Raw genomic sequence first — 19,677 nt, 5'->3', positions numbered from 1 at the left:
TTGTATATTTACGGCTCAACTATCGATCCCCATGAAATATACGCTGACACTGCTGTCTGTAACTTCGGTTATTGCAATGTTTGTCCTGTTTTCCTGTAAAACAACTCAAAAAACGGCTGCCATCAATCAGTTTCCCGCATTTTACAAAGAAGGCCATCGTGGCACAAGAGGATTGATGCCGGAAAATACCATTCCTGCAATGACAAAGGCCATTGAAGCAGGCGCCAATATCATCGAGGTGGATATCTACATTACCAAAGACAAGCAGGTATTGATAGCACATGATCCGATGGTGAATGTGAACCATTCATTCTATGAAGATGGAAGTGAGATAGCGAAAGAGGATGCTAAGAAGTATGTATGGCGGCAGATGAACTATGCGGACATCCGTAAGTTCGATGTAGGCTCCAAACCATATAACGGCTGGCCACAACAGCAGAAGATAAAAACATACATGCCACTGTTGGGCGAACTGATCGATTCTGTAGAAGCATTCACCACTGCCCATAAATTCACACCGGTTATCTATAACATCGAAGTAAAAACAAGCCTCAAATTCGACAGCCTCGATTACAATGCAGGCCCCGAGGAAATGATCAAGTCAGTGATGGATGTGGTGAACAGCAAAAACATTGGTAAGCGTTTCTATATTCAGTCATTCGATATGCGCCCTCTGCAGGTGGTGCACCAAAAATACCCAGGCGTTATAATCGGCTTCCTGACGGACTCCAAGACAGCGTCAGTGGACCAGAACCTGGCCCAGCTGGGTTTTACTCCTGAGATTTATAGCCCGCACTACAAACTGGTAACTCCAGAAGTGGTGAACGCCTGCAAGCAACATAAAATGAAGCTGGTGCCCTGGACTGTCAATACCGTTGAAGAAATGAAGGCCCTCGTTAAATTGGGTGTAGATGGTATCATTACTGATTACCCTAACTACTTCAGCCAGTTGTAAATCAAATACTTCCATCATTTCCCGCTTCCGTAAACACCTTTTACCGAAACCGTAACTATTTTATGCCTGCTCCGGGCCACATTTGCATGCAAGAAATCAGGTGGGGCCTCCGGAATGCTTTCCAGCGTTGAATTTAACGGATATGTGGACCTGAATTGAACATCATCACGCTCCACCCTTTTTTTCGAAATAGCTGTCACCCTGAGTTTATTGAAGAGTTGTAGAAGACAACCTGAGTAAACGCAGGGAGACATTAGACCGATACTAAGTCCTTTGAACGGTTCCATTTACCTATGAAGAAAAAGCTAAACCGGTTCCTTTAAAGGCACTAATTATTCGCAGAAGTCCTTCATTGTTGGAGGACTTCTGTTCTTTTACACATAAATACCACAAACAGGGAATTTTTTATATTTAAAAAACTCTCTATTTTTACGTCAGTTTAGATGATACCCACCCAGAGACTCCAACCGTAGCGTAACCATCCAGGTTATCACCCATTGCCCGTAAGCAAGGGCATTTACAGAGATCAAGACTTCCTTAGCCTGTTGTGTATTGACATTTCCGGATGATTTCCAGCTTGTTCACATGCCTGTGAGCGATCTATGATCGCATTGAATGTATTCCCCTGCGTTGCATGATACATAGTGCAACATGACCTTACTGTGCCTGTTCCTTTTCCATACAGCGTAATAATCGCTGCCATTGGGCAGCGGGCGGACATATATTCTGTATTGTTTAACCTTTAAAACACATCAACCTGCTTATGGGTAAATTTTACAAAGCATGGTGCGTGTTGCTATTGGCGGGTGCTACCTGGCAGGCAACAGCGCAGAGTGCAAAGCCTTTTGTATTGAACGCAGGAGGAGGATCTTTCAATGATCCCAATTCTTATTTCCACTTTGAATGGAGCATCGGGGAGCTCACCCTGATCAATGCCATGGCTCCGGCCGACAGCGTTATCCTGCTGACGCATGGCGTGTTACAACCTTGCACAGAGTTTGTAACCAAGTCAAACGCTTCAACGCTATTTGCTTCCGGCGAATACCGGCTCTTTCCCAATCCCACCGCTGGCAGATTTGAGCTGGACTTCTTTGTACGCGAAAGCGGACGCATGGAGTTGCAGCTGACAGATAGCTGGGGTAAAATACTTGAAAGAAGGGAGTATCAGTATGACGGTTGCTGCCGCATCGAATTCTTCAACCTCACGCCTTACCCGACAGGCACTTATTATGTAATAGCCAAATTATCTCCAAAACGAAATGATGGTAATGCAACCACACGCTACAGTGGCTTCCGTGTGGTGAAGATTGGTAAATAACGGCAATCTTATAACTACTGTTTTTTCTAATGATTAGCGTCTCTCTAAAACCATAAAACAAACAAATTATGAAGCGATTTCTATGCATACTCTTTGTATTGCAACTGGTGTCCATGATCACGATCGGGCAGGCGCCAAACCTCCTGAACTACCAGGGTGTTGCCCGTAACTCTGTAGGTAACGTCTTGCCTAATAAAGATATTAAGTTGCGGTTGAGCATCCGGGATGGCTCTGCTGCCGGTCCTATTGTATATACTGAAACAAGAACTGTAACTACTAACCCCGTGGGCCTGTTCAATGTGCAGGTAGGAAGCGGCGGTGCTACTAATATAACCGGCACTATAGGCGGGATCAATTGGGGTACAGGCGCCAAATACATGCAGGTGGAAGTAGACCCCAATAACGGTAATTCGTTTGTATCCATAGGTACCAATCAACTGTTGTCTGTTCCTTATGCCATCTATTCCGGCGGCGGTAATCCCGTAGGTCCTGCAGGTGGTGATCTTACAGGTACTTATCCCAATCCAACCATTGCAGCCAATGCAGTGACTACTGCCAAAATAAATAACGGCGCGGTAACTACTGATAAGGTGGCTAATGCAGCTATCACAACGGCTAAGCTGGCGGATGGCAGCGTTACCACTGCTAAGGTGGTAGACGCTAATATCACCACTGCAAAGCTCGCAGATGGTAGTGTAACTACTGCCAAAGTAGTGGACGCCAATATCACTACAGCAAAACTGGCTGATGGTAGTGTTTCCACGGCTAAGTTGGTTGACGGCAGCGTTACTACTGCCAAGGTAGCTGATGCTAACATCATAACAGCTAAATTGGCTGATGGCAGTGTAACTACTGCCAAAGTAATGGATGCTGCTGTTACTACTGCTAAACTGGCTGATAATAGTGTCACTACTGCGAAAGTGGTTGATGCTAATATCACAACTGCAAAGCTTGCGGATGGAAGTGTTGCTACTGCCAAAGTAATGGATGCTGCTGTTACCACTGCTAAGTTGGCTGACAATAGTGTAACTACTGCAAAGGTGGTAGACGCCAACATCACTACAGCTAAGCTGGCTGATGGTGCAGTGACACAGGCCAAGATCGATCCTGGTGTGATGTTTCCTCCCAGCGGTCCTGCGGGTGGTGACCTGAGTGGCACCTATCCCAATCCCGCTGTGGCAAAGATTATGGGCGTAGGTGTTTCAGCACTGGCGCCGGTGGCCGGACAAGTATTGAAATTCGATGGTATTAACTGGGCACCAGGTGCCATTGGTGGTGGTGGTTTTACACTTCCCTATGTAACACTCGAGAATAATGCAGGCACCTTGTTTTCCCTTACCAACGATGGTGATGGAACTTCTATAGAAGGTGTCAATAATACTACCACTTCAAGTATTGCTGCTGTACGTGGTATCATTAGCTCAACTTCACCTGGAGGTTTCTCTTCCGCCGTACGTGGTATCAACAACGGAACAGGTGGATTGGGTATTGGTGTATGGGGCTCACAGGCTGGTTCCGGATGGGGTGTTTACGGTGTTACGCCTAATGGACTGGGTGTATATGGAAATTCATCTGCCAATGGTACGGGTGTATATGCCAATAGTAATACTGGTACAGGTTTAACTGCTACTTCCAATAATGGTATACCTGCCAGCCTATCCATTTTCAACAACGCCAACAATAACAATGTACTCAATGCCAATTCTGTTGGTAATGGTACTGTGATCAATGTCTCTACCACTGGTAACGGAACGGGTGTATTTAGCTCTACAGGCAGTGGTTTTGGTGTGCATGGTATAACCAGTTCGCAAAGTTCTGCCGGTATCATAGGAGATAACAGCGGTGCCGGTGAAGCGGTAGTAGGACGTACTACCAGTAATATTGCAGGTGCTGTGGTAGGCCGTAATGATGGTGGTGGTTATGGGGTGCGTGGGTTTGTTGCCACCAACACCTCAGGTACTGCGGTAGGTGTACTTGGACAAATAGGTCTGAATAACAGTACCGGACGTGCTGGTCGTTTTGAAAACTTCAATGCTACCAACACGATGGGTAACACCCTGGAAGTGGAGACCAATGGCAACGGTAATATTCCCGATAATACACAGGGTAATGCTTCTTCATTCCTGGTTGATAATACTAATAGCGTAGGTGCTGCTGTTCGGGCAGAAGTGAAAACCATCTTCGGCAACTTTGGCGCAGCAGGTATCTTCGGTATATCCTCTGGCACCGGCGGCTTTGCCGGTTTGTTTCATGCTTCCAACACTTCAGGTAATGGTGCTTCATTGGTGTCTATCAACGATGGTAATGGCAACGCCATTACAGCTAATGCCAGCAAAGACGGTAATGGTATAGAAACCAATATTGATGGCGCTGGTAACGCTCTGTATGCATGGGTACCTTCTTTCGCTACTGGTAGAGCCGGCCGTTTTCAGATATATAATGAAGATAATGACAACGATGTAATAACGGTAAAAACTGTAGGTAATGGTACGGCTGGTAATTTCACGGTAGACCGTACTACAGGTACCTCTCCGGCAGTAAAAGGAGAAGTGAACTCTATGTTCGCCAACTTTGGTACGGCGGGTATTTATGGTATTTCTTCCGGTACGGGTGGTTTTGCAGGCCTGTTCCATGCCTCCAATCCGGCTGGTAATGGCCCTGCTATAGTGGCTATTGCTGACGGTAACGGTAATGGTATTACTGCGAATGCCTCTAATGGCGGCGACGGTATAGAAGCAACTGCTGACGGTACAGGTACAGCTGTTTTTGGTTGGGTACCCAACTTCGGTAATGGAAGGGCCAGCCGGTTCGTAAATTTTAATACAGGTAATACCAATGCAGTACTTACAGTAGAACAACATAGCAATGGATCTATTGCTCTCTTTAAAAGTGGTAACCCCGGAACTGTAAACGTAGCAAGGATCAACGCTGCGGGAAGAGGTTTCTTCAATGGCGGTACACAGGTTGGTGGCGCTGACGTGGCCGAGTTCTTTAATGTAACAGGTACTTCAAAGGCCTATGAGCCCGGAGATGTACTGGTGATTGCTCAGGATGCCGACAGAACAGTAGAAAAATCTACTGGTGCATATTCTACATTGGTAGCCGGTGTATATGCTACACGCCCGGGTGTACTGCTTTCTGAAGCACATATCGATGATAACCTCGATCATCAGGTACCTATGGGAGTTATCGGAGTCATTCCTACTAAAGTATGTATGGAAGGTGGAGCTATCAAACGTGGCGACCTTATAGTTACATCTTCTACAACTGGTGTAGCTATGAAAGCTGATCCTGATAAAGTAAAGGTGGGTCAGGTGATTGGTAAAGCTCTGCAGGATTTCAATGGACAGGGAGTTGGTAAGATCAATGTACTGGTAAGCATTAAATAAATACTAAAACAACACTTATGACATTCAAACATCAATATAAAGTAATGATAGGCGTGATGGTATTGCTGGCGCATGCCTTCATTGCCAATGCTCAGGACGACGAGAAGAGAAATACCGGCGAAAGCCTTGGAAAGCAGTTTCTCAACAACCGCGTACCGGGCATGCAATATGCTCCTGAGAAGCCAAAGATGCAAAGAAGGGCTACGGTTGCAGAACAACAGGAGAACCACGACGAAAGCAGTGGCATGCAACTGAAAAAGGGAACCATCAAGGGAATGCGTTTTGAAGGTGGTAGTGGGTTTACGCCAAATGCAGCCCGCAAAACAGTAAGAACGCAGGCTGCCGGGGGAGCATTACCCAGCGATCAGAAAGCAGAGCAAAAGACTACGCCTGCTGCCAATACTCCTGTAGCTCCTGCACAGGGTGGCGTTAAAGAATCGCTGGAGCATAAGAGCGCACCTGCTATACAGGGAAAAACGATTGAGCCGGGAGCAGTGAAAAAAGCAACGACAGAAAAGAAAGACTGATAAAAGTTCTGGAAAATCAGCTATAGCGTGTTGCGGAGTCCTATGTGGCTCCGCAACTTTTTTATACCATTTCCATCCAGGTATGATCGGCTAATAATTTTACGGCAGCAACAAAACGCTTGTAAGGACCTGCACCGCCGCCCCATTCACGGGGGCTTACCAGCGACAGCAGGTGGCTGCCATCGCTTTTCTCATATACGTAATAGGTTTGCCCGATCACGGGTGCAAAGTTGAGCTTGGAGTTATAGATCAGCATCGACAGCTCTTTGCGCTTTTGTATCTCCTGCGCCTGCAGTGCCAGCAGTTCAATTTGCTTGCGTATCTGCACCAACTGCATATTGGTTTGTTCTTCCATCGCAGTAAGCGCTTTGTGGCGTATCACACCTTCTTCATTAGGCTTGATCAGGGCGCCTGATACAGAAGCAGAATAGGGCAATACGCTCATCTGCTTGTGATAGTACTCAATATTGGTGTATTCGCGCTGGGCAGGTGTAAATCCTTTCTGGGTGATCTTAAGGTACCCATTCGGCATGATCTCATTCACCACCTGCAGGATAGGCTGGTTGTCCTTATAGAATTCGGTTTCGAATGTAATGCCATCGATGAATACTGCTTTACTGGTATCTGCTATCTCAGGATTCTCAAAGCTGTGTATCTGCCCATCGGGCACCAACAGGTATTTGGATTCGAAAGCCTGATTCTCCAGGGTTACCCAGTTCATGCTTACTGATAGTACACGATCGTTCTCTACGGATTCCACTTTATAGATGCCTGATAATGGGCGGTCTCCAAGCTCGTATACGCCTTTCTCGGGAAACAGCTGCCAACTGGCAAGGAAGTTATATGCTTGTACCATGACGCAAAAGTATAAAACCTTGATAAAACCAGACAGGCTTATCGAGTCAATAGCCAGGTAAACATGATCAGTGGATTGTTAGGATTAGTTATTGGAGGTACAGGGCTTCAAACGTGGCCAGTAAGTCCTGTCCTTTCAGTAACTCCAGTTTTGTGCCTGTGATACGATAATGCGTAGTAGTATTAAGTGCCTGGAATAATTTATTCTCCGTCTCCATGCCTTCCTGGCAAAACATTTTGGTGCTGCCAACGCCAGTAAAAGTAATGGCAGCTGCTTGCATAGTATATCCTCCGAAGTAGCTGTTGCAGCCGGCAAAGCCTTTGATGCGGCCAGTATCGAGTTGCAGGAATACGTCTTTTGATAAACTGGGCAGTCCATTAGGGAGGCTACTGAGGCTTATTAGTTTCCATCTTGTATTGGTGAGCGAGCTATTGGCTGTTTCTTCTTTAACGGGAATGGTCTTGCGTGCACAGCCAGCCAGGATACCAACGGCTGCCAATAATATTAATACCTTTTGCATAATGTATGTTTTTGTTGCTGAATAGATGCCATTCGGGTGGCAGATACATACTATGGTAAAGGGGATTAACAATTCTTTGCAATAGGGGAGGCCACAAATAAAAAGAGCTTCTGCACAAACGAGGGCAGAAGCTCTTAATAAGTTGTAAGAGGAGTTATTAAGCAGCGTCGAATACTACGAGCAGTGCATAAATAACACCTGGGATCCAGAAGATCAGGGTCAGGATCAGGCTGATCCAGAACTTGCTGTTGATCTCTCCTTCCTTGAGGTATACGGCCAGTGGTGGCAGCAGGATGGCCAGGATTGCCAGCAACACCTGGTCGCTCTCTTCTTTCTTGCCAGCCTTTTTATTGGCTTTGTAATCTTTGAATAACTTCTTGGCTTCTTTCAGGCGGTGCCTTCTCTCGCTGCGGGGCAGGCTCTTGAAATCTTTCATCGCGGCTTTCACATCTTCGGGGTTGGGCTCGCTGGCAGGTGTAGAGGCTGTAACGGGCTCAGTAGTGCTGGCGGCCATGCTAACAGGGGCTACTGTACCTACCATGATCAACAATACAAACAGGCGAAGGAAAAGTCTTTTCATAGTGATTAATTTTGGTATACAATGGCGTGAAATTAACATATATTTTTGATTCTCAAAGGGGAATTTGGTCTACAAGGTTGCGAGTCAGTGCTTCCGGGGCAGACCTGAAAGCATTAGATTTCCGGTAACTTATCGAGAGATACTTGCATGAGAAATGTTTTATAACTATCTTTCCTCATATCTCAAACCACCACCCCCTGATACGTTTCTATAAATTCAATCCTGCGAAATCATCCGGCTTGCATCCTTTTGGCCAGGCCTTTCTGCATTATTGGAACTTCATCAGATCTATAGGGGTTACTTCCGAGATGGAGGAGTACGACAAGCGCAGGTTGAGTATGTTCAACCAGCTTAATCTCTTTAGCATGCTGGCTGGTCTCATTTTAACCCTGGCCGGTATCTTCAGCAATGATCATTTACCTCCGCTGGTTTGGTATGTAGTATGTTCACCCCTTGCAATAGGCATAATTATACTTTGGCTTACTTACGAGCGGTATTATGAAGCTGCCCGCCTGATCTACTTTAGTGTTTATCCGATCGTTACCTGCCTGGTTTATCTCGGCAAGGTTGATGCGGGTGTGTCACTATTCTTTATCCTGTATGGGGTGATGTCTGTATTCTTTTTACAGAAGTTCAGGAGCATTGTATTTGCCTTTTGCTGGTCGGCTGCCTGCTATATTGTTGCTACAGTGGTACCACACAATTTTTATTTCAGATTGGCTACGGTCAACTACTGGCTATATGTATTTCATCATATTACGGCCCTGGGTTTTATCTTCTATACCCTGGTCCTGATCAAAAGAGAGAATGCAGATTACCAGCTGAGCCTGATGGCCAAGAGTAGAGAGCTGCACCGGCGCAACCAGGAAGTAGGGCGGCAGAAGCAGGAGATTGCGGAAAAAGCGCGCCTGCTGGAACAGCAGACAAAAGAGTTGACAGAGTTGAACCAGGTGAAGAACAAGCTCTTTTCTGTTATAGCGCATGACCTTAAAACGCCGATGTACGCATTGCGTAACCTGTTTTACAATATGCAGCGTTATAAACTCTCCTCACAGGAGATCCTGGATATGGTGCCCGGTATTGCTACCGAGATGAACTATACCACCAGCCTGATGGAGAACCTGCTGCAATGGTCTAAATCGCAGATGAAGCACGCCACTGTGAATCCCGAGGTGCTGGATGTGCAAAGGATGATGATCGATGTGTTGCAGCTACTGCAGCTTCAGGCGGAGAATAAGCAGGTATATCTTGAGTGTAAGCTGGATGAACCGATCTATTGTTTTGCCGATCGTGAGATGGTGAACCTGGTATTGCGCAACCTGCTGTCGAATGCGATCAAGTTCACGCCTAAGAACGGAACAGTATATATAGGCGCCACAGAAAAGTCGAAACAAGTTGAAGTCTTTGTACAGGATACCGGCATCGGCATGAGCCGGGAGAATATGCAACGCATTTTTGGTGATAACTACTATACGACCAAAGGTACCAACCATGAAACAGGTACCGGCCTGGGCCTTAAGCTCTGTAAAGAGTTTCTCGAAAAGAACGGTGGAAACATCTCCGTAGAAAGCGAACCGGGTAAGGGCAGTATCTTCTCTTTTACATTGCCCCGCTACGAAAATCAGGTGGCCTGATCTTCCGGCGAGAGAAGAGGATAAGCTATCCAGCCTCCTGGTAATGGTTCTTCTGTTCTCCATTCACTCCATCCATAATATTCATCACCACTGTAATTGGCTTCTGTGCCATAGTCGTTCAATTGATTGCCAAACAGGGACGCATGTACTGTATTCTCATTCTCTTCAGTAAAGGAATTGTAATGGCCTTTTAAGTACAGTGCGCTGATGGATAACGGCAGCAGCTTATAACCATTGAACTGTTCACGTACCAATTTTTCTGTTGCTTTAAAAGCTGTAGCAAAATCACCACTGGGTGAAGTGACGATGGTATTGATGGTGCGGATCATGCCATCAGGCCCTTCTGCATTGTAGACGGCTACAGCTGTTTCATCAACTCCATAGAGTGTAAAGAAAGGACCGGCAAGGCTCACTGAAAGTATTAGTTTTTGTACATGTGTGACCGTTTTATATTTGAAAGTGTTCAGTATAACTTCTGCAGTATAAGCGGGGAAATGAATGCTGCTGTAATCGAAAGTCTCTTTTTGTAACGTTTCCCCTATCTGTTGCCGGAAGTTGCGCCACGTTGCAAATTGTTGGTCCCCGAAAGCATGAACGATCAGTTCATTCAAGGCAATGGTACCTGGGTTTTGCTGTCTGAATCCGGGCCAGGTAATGTGATCCGTGCCTATGGGATAGTACTTGCCGATGGTTGTATAGACCGGCCAGTAATTATAATACTTCGCGTTGAATGAAAAATACTTTCTCACGGTAAGGTTTATTATCTCAAAGTTACATCCTGGCTTTGAAGCCCAATCCATAATATTGGCGGGAACCGGTGAGTGAGTTGGCGAATCTAAGGTCCTTGCTCTGGTATGGGTTCCGACTATCAGCATATATTTCCAGCCCTTGGGTTCCTTTCAGTTTGAACAGATATCCAATGTATATATTTTGCAATGCTACTACTTTCGTCCGTTCCCATGAAGTGCCCGTTCGGCGGGCTGGATCGGCAGGGTTGAAATAATAAACAAAGTCCAGGCCGGCGGAGAATCTTTTCCAGGAAATCCGGTTTACCCATCCGCCTGTCCAGGTAGTTTTATCACTGTTGAAATCACCTGTAAGAAACTGACTAAAGGGAGTACTAAGCTTTTCTTTGGATTTAGTTTTTATACTGGTGGCGTTGATGCCGGTAGTCCAATTGAATGCCTCTTTATTAACTACACTTACCATAAGGTTTACATGGTGCATATTGGCCGTAAGATCAGGATACAATAAGTGAACACCAGAAGGTGTGGCAAAATAGACTTCCGTTGTGTAGTTCCGGCGTTCAAATGAATAGTTGAAAGTTACCTTATCATTTAAAAGACCCAGCCGGGTGCCGGCCTGCCATACCCAATAGTTGCCATCAGGTTGTTGGTTAGGAGGTAGTGTAGGATTACTGACAGGACCACTAAACAGACTTGGGAAAACGATATTGTCTGCATGTCCATCCATACGTGTGGCATTGTCGCTTTGATTCGAGCTTTGTGCGTAAGACGCAAATAATTTCAGGCTGTGCAGGTTGTCGGGTTGCGCCAATCGCAATACATCCACACTGGTGCTTACAAAGGGTAGTATTTTTGTCGAACTGCGTCCATAGGTATTTGACCGGTTGACCAATACGCCCCCTTGTACATTAAAACTGTTTTTATAATACAGGTTAATAGAAGGTGTTATTAAAAAAGTTCTGCTATCCTGTTTATAGATAAATCTTTGAGAAGTATTAGAACCATTGTTGTTTTGGGCTGCGGTTGCTTCATAATCATTTTCTGTGTATCTGAACTGTACATTCACTGATGGATCAAGCGACCAATGATTGTTCAGTGTACCATGATAGGTGATTTGATCCATTAACAGCACCTGTTTGGTTTTATAGGTCATGTCCATTCGCTCGGTAATAACAGTAACGCCACCAGGCAAAGGCGAGACTTGCTTGAAATCTGTTTCTCCTGTTCTTTTATAAGCAGCATAACTGGACGTAAATTCATTGGTCAGTTTTTTTGATAATCCTGACCGGAGGCTGATGGTAGGGTTGAAGGCTGTTTGATCGCTATGCGTTTTATAATCTTGCCAATTGGTGCTCCATGTATAAGTTCGATCAATGTCTGCTACCTGTGGGGTTACATTTATGCTTACAGAAAGGTCGTGTGCATTGCCCAGCTTTGCATTGAGCCAGCCGTTCAGCCGGAAACGGTCATAATTGATAGGTTTACGGGAATCGATCTTGGTGACTTTGAGCAGTGGACTCACATCTCGCAGGTAGTTGGCGGAAAGGCCCATTTGTATATTCTTTCTATTCAGTCTGCCAGCGAGGTGGTATTGGTGAAAAAAGTTCTTTTCTGATGAATAAGGAGTTTCATACAGCCCCCGCCAATTGGTCTTTGTCTGAAAGCTTTGTCCGGCTACTGTTATACCTTGCGCACCAGTGTCTCTATTGCGGGTAGTCACTACAGCGAGTAGTTGCTGGCGGCTGGCGCCATTTACTTGTGTAAGTGCATTTTGAATGAGTGTTACTTCCTTAATGTCATAAATACTATAGGCATTTACATCATTGATCACAACGCCATCTATTACATATATGATATTGGCCTGACCGACGAAGTAACCGTATGTCCAGGCGTTAATGGCTTCACTCAGGTTGGTGAAGGGCATTCTTTCCAGCTGTTCTCCTTTGATGGTAATGGATTGTGTAAAGTCTTTTTGGAACTTCACCCTTCCGAGGTTGAGCTCGTTGTTGGTGGTGTCTGTTTGTGATGAAGCACTGTGGCAAAAACAAATTGCAGCAGCAATCGTAAGTAACGGTTTTAGGGTTTTGGTCATGTATTAGGGCGTTTGAGGCCGAAAGATAGCTGAATCTGTCAGGTAGCCCAAACCGTATGTGTTAAAATTGCCCTGTAAAGCGACAAAGGCTATGGCGCCGTAATCAACGGGCAGCCATAGCCTTTGTAATAAAAAGTTATATATGTTTATTTGAATATTCTGCCAAAGAAGTCCTGCATGTCTTTCCAGGAAGCTGTGTCGGCAGCAGCGTTGTATTTGATGGGCATTTTAAAGCGCTCGCCTGTTGCAGTTGCATTAGGGTTGGTAAATGCATGTGTTGCATCGGCATAGGCTTTAAAGGTGTAATCTGCACCGATAGAATCCATTTGCTTTTTAAAAGCGTCTACCTGTTCCTGAGGAACAAAGCTGTCGGCCAGACCATGGCATACCAGCACTTTTGCTTTCAGCAGGTTCTTGTCGGCTGGTACGCCGCGCAGGTCGCCGTGGAAGCTTACTACGCCACTTACCGGAGCACCCAGTTTGGCGGCGTTCAATACCATGGAACCGCCGAAGCAATAACCAATGGCAGCTATTTTGGAGCTATCTGTTTGTGGATAGCTTTTCAGCTTATTCAGGGCTGCCAGGAAGCGCATGTTTCCGAGGGCAGGGTTGGTGTAGAAAGGTGTTGCGTACTTCTGGGCGAGGGAAGGGCTATCGGCGATAGCGCCATTGCCGTACATGTCGGCCACGAAGGCAATGTATCCCAGCTTCGCCAGTTCACGTGCGCGCATTTTGGGATAGTCGTTCAATCCCCACCATTCCGGTATTACCAGTACGGCTGGTCTTTTGGCTGAATCTGCTTCGTTGTAAGCTACAAAGCCGACCATTTGGGTAGTGTCTGAATCATAAGTGACAGACTGTTCTTTGATTATTACTGTATCTTTTTTGGGGCCATCCGTAGTAGCGGCTGGTTGATCGCTACAGCTGGTAATGGTGGCGCTTACTGCCAGGATCGCAAGGCATAAAGGAATGTACTTCATAGTAATGCTGAATATTTGAGGTTAAATCAATCGGTTTTGTCAACGGCGCCCGAAGTTCGTGTAAAAGACGATTACGAGGCGCAATTTATCCGCTATTAATCAATGCTTAACCATAATTATTATGCCCGGCTTCCCGGCTTATGGGCCAAATCAACTAATCCTTATCTTTGCGCCCTTATGACACAAGAATCAATCAAGGCTATGAGGGACCGTGTAGTGGTCCTGAGGAGGTTTCTTTGACGTCGATAACAGACGTGATAAAATAAACCAGGATAAACAATTGGCTTTATCTCCCGGCTTCTGGGACGACAATAAGCGGGCTACCGAAATCCTTAAGAACACCAAACTGAATGAGTACTGGGTGAAGCTGTATGAGCAATCAGAGGCTTCAGTAGAGGATTTTGCCGTGTTGTTCGATTTCTGGAAAACAGGGGAGGCTTCGGAAGAAGAGACGCGCGAAGCTTATGACCGATCGTTGCAGCAGCTTGAAGAGGCGGAGTTCAAGAGTACCTTGAACCAGCCGGAAGATGAGCTGCCCGGCGTGTTGCAGATCAATAGTGGTGCGGGTGGTACGGAAAGCCAGGACTGGGCCGAAATGCTGGCCCGGATGTACCGGATGTATGGTGAGAAGCAAGGTTGGTCAGTGACCGAGCTGGACTGGCAGGATGGGGATGGGGCCGGCGTTAAAAGCGCTACCCTGCAGTTTGACGGTCCTTTTGCTTATGGCTTTCTGAAAGCTGAAAGCGGGGTACACCGGCTGGTGCGGATATCTCCTTTCGACAGCAATGCCCGGCGTCACACTTCCTTCGCATCTGTATACGTGTACCCCCTGGTAGATGACAGTATCGAAGTGGCGGTGAACCCGGCCGATCTGGAGTGGGAGTTTTACCGAAGCGGTGGTAAGGGTGGCCAGAACGTGAACAAGGTGGAAACGGCTGTGCGCCTGAAGCATATTCCCAGTGGTATCATCGTAGAGTGTCAGAAGGCACGTACACAGGGTGAGAACCGGGAAATGGCACTGCAGATGTTGAAGAGCCGCTTATATGAGGAGGAAATGCGCAGACGTGAGGCGCTGAAGAATGCCGCCAATGCGAATAAGAAGAAGATCGAGTGGGGCAGCCAGATCCGCAGTTATGTGTTCCATCCTTATAAGATGATCAAGGACCACCGTACGGATTTTGAGGTAGGTAACGTGCAGCCGGTGATGGATGGTGAGCTGGATGGCTTTATCAAGGCCTACCTGATGATGGAGAAAGAAACGCAGAGTTAATTTACTATATAAACTACATTGAACTATGAGCTTAGGTTATTTTTCATATCCTCTCCCTGTTAATGAGCCTGTTCTTAATTATGGCCCCGGTTCACCGGAGAAGAAAAGATTGAAAGAAGTATTGGCTGAGCTGAAAGGCAAGGAAGCTGATATTCCCATGTATATTGGTGGAAAGGAAGTGCGTACCGATAAAAAGGTTGCCATCCATCCTCCCCATGAAATAGCGCACACGCTTGGCTATTTTCATCATGGAGAAGAGAAGCACATTAAAGAGGCAATCGATGCGGCGCTGGCTGCCAAAGAAAGCTGGGCGGCCATGAGCTGGGAGAACCGTGCGAACATTTTCCTGAAAGCTGCTGACCTCATTGCTACCAAATACCGTCCTTACATGAATGGCACCACCATGCTGGGCCAAAGTAAGAATGCTTTCCAGGCTGAGATCGACAGCGCCTGTGAGATTGTAGACTTCCTGAAGTTCAATGTTCACTTTTTAAGTGAGATCTATAAGCAACAACCTATCAGTGGCCCCGGCATCCACAACAGGCTGGAGTTTCGTCCGCTGGAAGGTTTTGTACTGGCTGTTACGCCTTTCAACTTCACGGCTATCGGTGGCAACCTGCCTGCTTCTGCTGCTATGTGTGGCAACGTAGTGGTGTGGAAGCCTGCCAATACGCAAGTGTATTCTGCACAGATGTTCATGCGCATTATGCAGGAAGCCGGTCTTCCTGATGGTGTGATCAACCTGATCTATGTGGATGGTCCTACGCTCGGAAAGGTTTGCTTCAGCCACCGCGACTTTGCTGGTGTACACTTCACTGGTTCTACCGGTGTATTCAACAATATGTGGGAGACCATTGGTAAGAACATGTCTTCTTACAGGTCTTATCCAAGGATCGTAGGGGAGACTGGTGGTAAGGACTTTGTGGTAGCGCATAAGAGTGCTATTCCCGATGTAGTGGCTACTGCATTGCTGCGTGGCGCCTTCGAGTTTCAGGGGCAAAAGTGTTCTGCTGCTTCCCGTGCTTATATTCCTTCCAACATTGCTGCAGAAGTAAAGCAGAAGGTGATCGACGGTATCAAGAGTTTTAAAATGGGTACTGTGGAAGACTTCAGCAACTTTGTCAATGCGGTGATCGATGAGAAGAGCTTCGATAAGATCAAGTCTTATATCGATAATGCCAAAGCCGATAAGAATGCGTCGATATGGGCGGGCGGTACTTGCGATAAGTCAAAAGGTTATTTTGTAGAGCCTACTGTTATCGAGGCTAAGGACCCGCAATATGTAACCATGTGCGAAGAGATCTTCGGGCCTGTGTTGACTGTGTATGTATATGATGCGGACAAGTTTGAAGAAACGCTGGCACTGGTTGACAGTACTTCTCCTTATGCGTTGACTGGTTCTATCATTTCACAAGACAGGGCTGCAGTAGAACTGGCGACCAACAAGCTGCGGAATGCTGCCGGTAACTTCTATATCAATGATAAGCCAACGGGTGCTGTTGTGGGTCAGCAGCCTTTTGGTGGCGCCCGTGCTTCCGGCACCAATGATAAGGCTGGTTCTATTCTCAACCTCTATCGCTGGTTGAGTGCGCGGACCATTAAGGAAACTTTCACTCCTCCTACCGACTATCGTTATCCGTTTCTGGCAGAAGCATAACTGTCCGGTTTCGATACACATTTGATAAATTCTGAAAGCTGCACTTGAACGAGTGCAGCTTTTTTATTATTTGTCTCCCCTAAAAGGGGGAGAATGGGCATACACATGTTAATGGAATATTAAATATCAGTTTTTGTGTATGCAATATTTTTTTGCGGTTATACAAACTTGTTTATTTTTATAAGCGATAGCGTATTCTTTAACCCAACCCAGCAACTCTAACATGAAAAATATATACACCACACACCTAAGCAGCCTATTCGGGCGTTACCATCTACCGCGCAGTTAGTTTTTTGTTGTAGCAATTAGTTTTCAGGACAAGGCAGTTGATTCCATATTTCAGTCAGTTGGGGCTATAGAATAGCCAATTGATGTCATATAAGAGTTAATGCTCAATTAACCCTCGTTTACTTTGATTTGTAAACAAGGTTTCAGTTGGGTTGGCCACTGAATATATCTCAATGTCGTGTAGAAATTTATCACTATAAACAATTTCTCAGGGATAACGCCGAAATCCAAGAAAAGTCAGGCGGAGGAAGCTGAAAATCCAAAGAGTAAGCGCAAACCTAATTATCTTTTTATTATGAAGCTTTTTAAACCCTTAACATTGCTGGCGATTGCAGCATTTTCTGTACTGGTGTTTACTTCTGCTACCCCTGCCAGTGAGAAGCCAGTTGACCCCAAAGTAGAAAGAGCGGTAGCAGCCTGGGAAAAGGCAGCCGTTGATGGAAACATCACCAACAAGGAACTGAAAGGAATCGTTACTGAACTGAAAGGTGAAAAACTGACCCTGAAAGAAAAGATCGGCCTTAAACTTTTTGGTAAGAAGATTGCCAACAAAATGGAGTCTTTACCTGCAAGTGGCAACAAATCTCAGCTGATTGCTCTGTTGCTGTGCTTCTTCCTGGGTGGTCTTGGTATCCACAGGTTTTACCTGGGCTACACATGGCAAGGTATTGTTCAACTGCTGACTTTGGGTGGTTGCGGTATCTGGGCGCTGATCGACTTTATCCGTATTTGCACGGGTGATCTGCAGCCTAAGGATGACACTTACGCTACAACTTTATAATTTTTTCATAGAGGGCCGGGTTTGCCTGGCCCTTTTCTTATTTCCCTGAACCATGCAATTCCGTTACTATTTTACGATAGCCAAGCTGATCTTTATAGTTGCTGTGCCTGTTACGTTGCTGATATTGCCAGCCGACTTCTTCGATAATGGTGAAGCGGTTTGTTTATCGAAGGTGTTCTTCAATGTTGAATGTTTTGCCTGCGGCCTTACAAGGGCTTGTATGCACCTCATTCATTTCGAATTTGAAGAGGCTTTCGCTTATCACATGTGGTCGTTCATTGCATTTCCTGTACTGGCGATCTTCTGGGCACGATGGGGCTATAAAGAATGGAAGGCGTTTCGAAAGATGCGTGGGGCGCTACAACAGCCCGCCTAAGGGCTCATTTTGGTATGATCAACGTATTAAGGCAGGCCACCGGTACCAGGTGGCCTGCCTTTTTTTATTCGATAATTACTGTGTTCAATTACTTCTTTGCGCCGCCACCCAGGTGGATCTGGAAGCCAACGTTTACGCCGAAGTTGTTTTCCCTATCGGATTCACCTTCGTATTTGAAAGATTGATAGTTCAGTGTGAATTCGAGGGCTGTGTTCGGAGAAAGGAATATTGCAGGTCCTGCTGCGATGCTGAAACCATTCTGGCTGCTTTTATCACCTGCTCCTGCGCTTCCAAAAGAATAACCGGCATCTGCAAGGATGTTTACTTTATCAGCGGCTGGTAAAAAGTAATATCTGGCGAACGGACCTATCCATAAATTAGTGCTTGCTTTATCAGCTGCTTTGTTTTTAGTGCTGGTAAAGTTAACACGTAATCCACCAGCCAGCTTATCAATAAAGAAATAACCAGCATTGGGGCTAAGGTTAAAATAGGTCCATTTGTTAGCATCTCCATCACCTTGTTTAGATGAAGTGAAGCCTGCGTTACCACCAACTAACCATTGTCCTTTGTTTACCTGTGCGAAAACTCCTTGTACTGCAATCGTCATTAATGCTGCGAATAAAACCTTTTTCATTTTGTGGTTTTTTTAGGTTAATTAGAAAATGAATAAAAACTACATGTAGCAATTCTGTTATAAAAAAGGTATAATTAACTTTTTTATTGTGTGCAGGGTTATAAATTTTAGCAAGTATGCTGCATTGTTAGTGTGTAAGTAGAACATGTTATGTACTGTATCCGGGTGGTATTGTGTATTTCATACTCTATAATCGACAATTCATCCGCTGTATTAGCCGTCTAACTTACAAGCATGTGATACAGGTTATCGATTTGAAGCGTAAAACCACATTTTTATGTTATTGGCCACTGGGTTGTTTTAGCGCAGTTTTGCGGCATCAATAACCAATAAAAGATGTATAGCATGAAAAAGACTTTTTTGATCCTTATCCTTTCCGGCGCTTTCCTGGGTACTAAAGCTCAACAGATCAAGTATGGCGTTAAAGCAGGCGTGAACCTGGCCAATGTTGCCGGCGATGTAGAGGGCAACAAGATGAAGATCGGCTTCAATGCCGGTGCTTTTGCGAAGGTTTCTCTTACTGAAGCTATCAGTCTCCAACCTGAGCTGTTGTTGTCTACACAGGGTGCTAAGGAAGAAGCGAGCTTTGAAGGGATAAACTATAAGGTAAAGAACAATACTACTTACCTGAATCTCCCGGTGCTGGCTCAATACAATACTGCCAGCGGTTTTTATGGTGAAACCGGCCCCCAGTTTGGTTTCCTGTTGAGTGCTAAAGCTAAATCTGATGAAGGCAAACAGGATATCAAGGATGGCTTGAAGAAGTTTGACCTGAGCTGGGCTTTCGGCGTGGGTTACCTTACTCAATCGAATGTTGGTGTCAATGTACGTTATAACCTCGGTCTTAGCAATATGAGCGATTCTAAAGGTTATAATGAAGATGCAAAGATGAGGAACAGTGTTTTCCAAATAGGTGTATTCTACGTATTGGGAAGCAAATAATATTGTTGTTTTTATTAGTGTAGTGACCGGTCATCTTTTAGATGGCCGGTTTTTTTGTTAACCAGCTTTTAACAGCATAGCTATTTGTTCTTATGTCTTTCTAACAGGTATCCATACATATACATTTATACT

At 45.5% G+C, this 19,677-nt stretch carries 17 protein-coding genes; 10 read left to right on the top strand and 7 right to left on the bottom strand.

Translation table 11 applies throughout. The features are described from left to right. Positions 1 to 31 precede the first annotated feature (31 nt). The 4 genes from AC5JBY_RS22645 (at position 32) to AC5JBY_RS22630 (ending at position 6,189) form a co-directional block, all read left to right on the top strand. Complete coding sequence (locus AC5JBY_RS22645) at positions 32 to 955, top strand: glycerophosphodiester phosphodiesterase family protein (protein ID WP_495906939.1); 924 nt, start codon at positions 32 to 34, stop codon at positions 953 to 955. A 763-nt stretch (positions 956 to 1,718) separates the two neighbouring features. Continuing rightward, on the top strand, positions 1,719 to 2,273 hold the full coding sequence (locus AC5JBY_RS22640) for a T9SS type A sorting domain-containing protein (RefSeq protein ID WP_495906938.1): 555 nt from the start codon (positions 1,719 to 1,721) through the stop codon (positions 2,271 to 2,273). Positions 2,274 to 2,341: 68 nt separating this feature from the next. Next, entirely contained in the window at positions 2,342 to 5,662 is a 3,321-nt protein-coding gene (locus tag AC5JBY_RS22635; RefSeq protein ID WP_495906937.1) for a beta strand repeat-containing protein, read from the top strand. Positions 5,663 to 5,679: 17 nt separating this feature from the next. Next, positions 5,680 to 6,189: a hypothetical protein gene (locus AC5JBY_RS22630; RefSeq protein WP_495906936.1), complete on the top strand. Its 510-nt coding sequence runs from the start codon at positions 5,680 to 5,682 to the stop codon at positions 6,187 to 6,189. A gap of 61 nt (positions 6,190 to 6,250) precedes the next feature. On the opposite strand, the gene AC5JBY_RS22625 is transcribed toward AC5JBY_RS22630, so the two are convergent. The 3 genes from AC5JBY_RS22625 to AC5JBY_RS22615 all read right to left on the bottom strand — a co-directional run bounded on the left by AC5JBY_RS22625 (position 6,251) and on the right by AC5JBY_RS22615 (position 8,145). Beyond that, a complete protein-coding gene (locus tag AC5JBY_RS22625; protein ID WP_495906935.1) occupies positions 6,251 to 7,045 on the bottom strand; it encodes a DUF2452 domain-containing protein in 795 nt (264 codons plus the stop codon). A gap of 88 nt (positions 7,046 to 7,133) precedes the next feature. Continuing rightward, positions 7,134 to 7,565: an META domain-containing protein gene (locus AC5JBY_RS22620; RefSeq protein WP_495906934.1), complete on the bottom strand. Its 432-nt coding sequence runs from the start codon at positions 7,563 to 7,565 to the stop codon at positions 7,134 to 7,136. 157 nt (positions 7,566 to 7,722) lie between these two features. Then, positions 7,723 to 8,145: a YqaE/Pmp3 family membrane protein gene (locus AC5JBY_RS22615; protein ID WP_495906933.1), complete on the bottom strand. Its 423-nt coding sequence runs from the start codon at positions 8,143 to 8,145 to the stop codon at positions 7,723 to 7,725. Positions 8,146 to 8,384: 239 nt separating this feature from the next. Between AC5JBY_RS22615 and AC5JBY_RS22610 the strand changes: the two genes are divergently transcribed. Then, a complete protein-coding gene (locus tag AC5JBY_RS22610) occupies positions 8,385 to 9,779 on the top strand; it encodes a sensor histidine kinase (RefSeq protein ID WP_495906932.1) in 1,395 nt (464 codons plus the stop codon). On the opposite strand, the gene AC5JBY_RS22605 is transcribed toward AC5JBY_RS22610, so the two are convergent. The 3 genes from AC5JBY_RS22605 to AC5JBY_RS22595 form a co-directional block, all read right to left on the bottom strand. After that, entirely contained in the window at positions 9,767 to 10,528 is a 762-nt protein-coding gene (locus AC5JBY_RS22605; RefSeq protein WP_495906931.1) for a hypothetical protein, read from the bottom strand. The two genes, AC5JBY_RS22610 and AC5JBY_RS22605, sit on opposite strands and share 13 nt — an antisense overlap. A 22-nt stretch (positions 10,529 to 10,550) precedes the next feature. Further along, entirely contained in the window at positions 10,551 to 12,617 is a 2,067-nt protein-coding gene (locus tag AC5JBY_RS22600; protein WP_495906930.1) for a hypothetical protein, read from the bottom strand. Between the two features lie 146 nt (positions 12,618 to 12,763). Further along, positions 12,764 to 13,597 carry a dienelactone hydrolase family protein gene (locus tag AC5JBY_RS22595; protein ID WP_495906929.1) on the bottom strand — a complete coding sequence of 278 codons (834 nt, stop codon included), beginning with the start codon at positions 13,595 to 13,597 and terminating at the stop codon, positions 12,764 to 12,766. A 177-nt stretch (positions 13,598 to 13,774) separates the two neighbouring features. On the opposite strand from AC5JBY_RS22595, the gene prfB reads away from it, so the two are divergent. From prfB to AC5JBY_RS22575, 4 genes are all read left to right on the top strand, one after another. Then, positions 13,775 to 14,867, top strand: a protein-coding gene (gene prfB, locus AC5JBY_RS22590) for a peptide chain release factor 2 (RefSeq protein WP_495906928.1) whose coding sequence is annotated in 2 segments (ribosomal slippage) — positions 13,775 to 13,834 and positions 13,836 to 14,867 — 1,092 coding nt in all. Because the reading frame shifts where the segments join, the coding sequence is not laid out codon by codon here. A gap of 25 nt (positions 14,868 to 14,892) precedes the next feature. Then, positions 14,893 to 16,524, top strand: a complete 1,632-nt coding sequence (gene pruA, locus AC5JBY_RS22585) for an L-glutamate gamma-semialdehyde dehydrogenase (protein ID WP_495906927.1) — start codon at positions 14,893 to 14,895, stop codon at positions 16,522 to 16,524. Between the two features lie 583 nt (positions 16,525 to 17,107). Further along, positions 17,108 to 17,593 (top strand): TM2 domain-containing protein, encoded by a 486-nt coding sequence (locus AC5JBY_RS22580; RefSeq protein WP_495906926.1) that lies wholly within the window; start codon positions 17,108 to 17,110, stop codon positions 17,591 to 17,593. A gap of 52 nt (positions 17,594 to 17,645) precedes the next feature. Further along, positions 17,646 to 17,969, top strand: coding sequence for a DUF2752 domain-containing protein (locus AC5JBY_RS22575; protein ID WP_495906925.1), 324 nt, complete (start codon positions 17,646 to 17,648; stop codon positions 17,967 to 17,969). A gap of 88 nt (positions 17,970 to 18,057) precedes the next feature. On the opposite strand, the gene AC5JBY_RS22570 is transcribed toward AC5JBY_RS22575, so the two are convergent. Then, positions 18,058 to 18,603 carry an outer membrane beta-barrel protein gene (locus tag AC5JBY_RS22570; RefSeq protein ID WP_495906924.1) on the bottom strand — a complete coding sequence of 182 codons (546 nt, stop codon included), beginning with the start codon at positions 18,601 to 18,603 and terminating at the stop codon, positions 18,058 to 18,060. A gap of 345 nt (positions 18,604 to 18,948) precedes the next feature. Here AC5JBY_RS22570 and AC5JBY_RS22565 point away from each other — a divergent pair, with 345 nt between their 5' ends. Continuing rightward, on the top strand, positions 18,949 to 19,545 hold the full coding sequence (locus AC5JBY_RS22565) for a porin family protein (protein ID WP_495906923.1): 597 nt from the start codon (positions 18,949 to 18,951) through the stop codon (positions 19,543 to 19,545). Positions 19,546 to 19,677 lie beyond the last annotated feature (132 nt).

This window comes from Paraflavitalea sp. (assembly GCF_059502485.1).
This window is presented reverse-complemented; position numbering and strand designations above follow the sequence as displayed.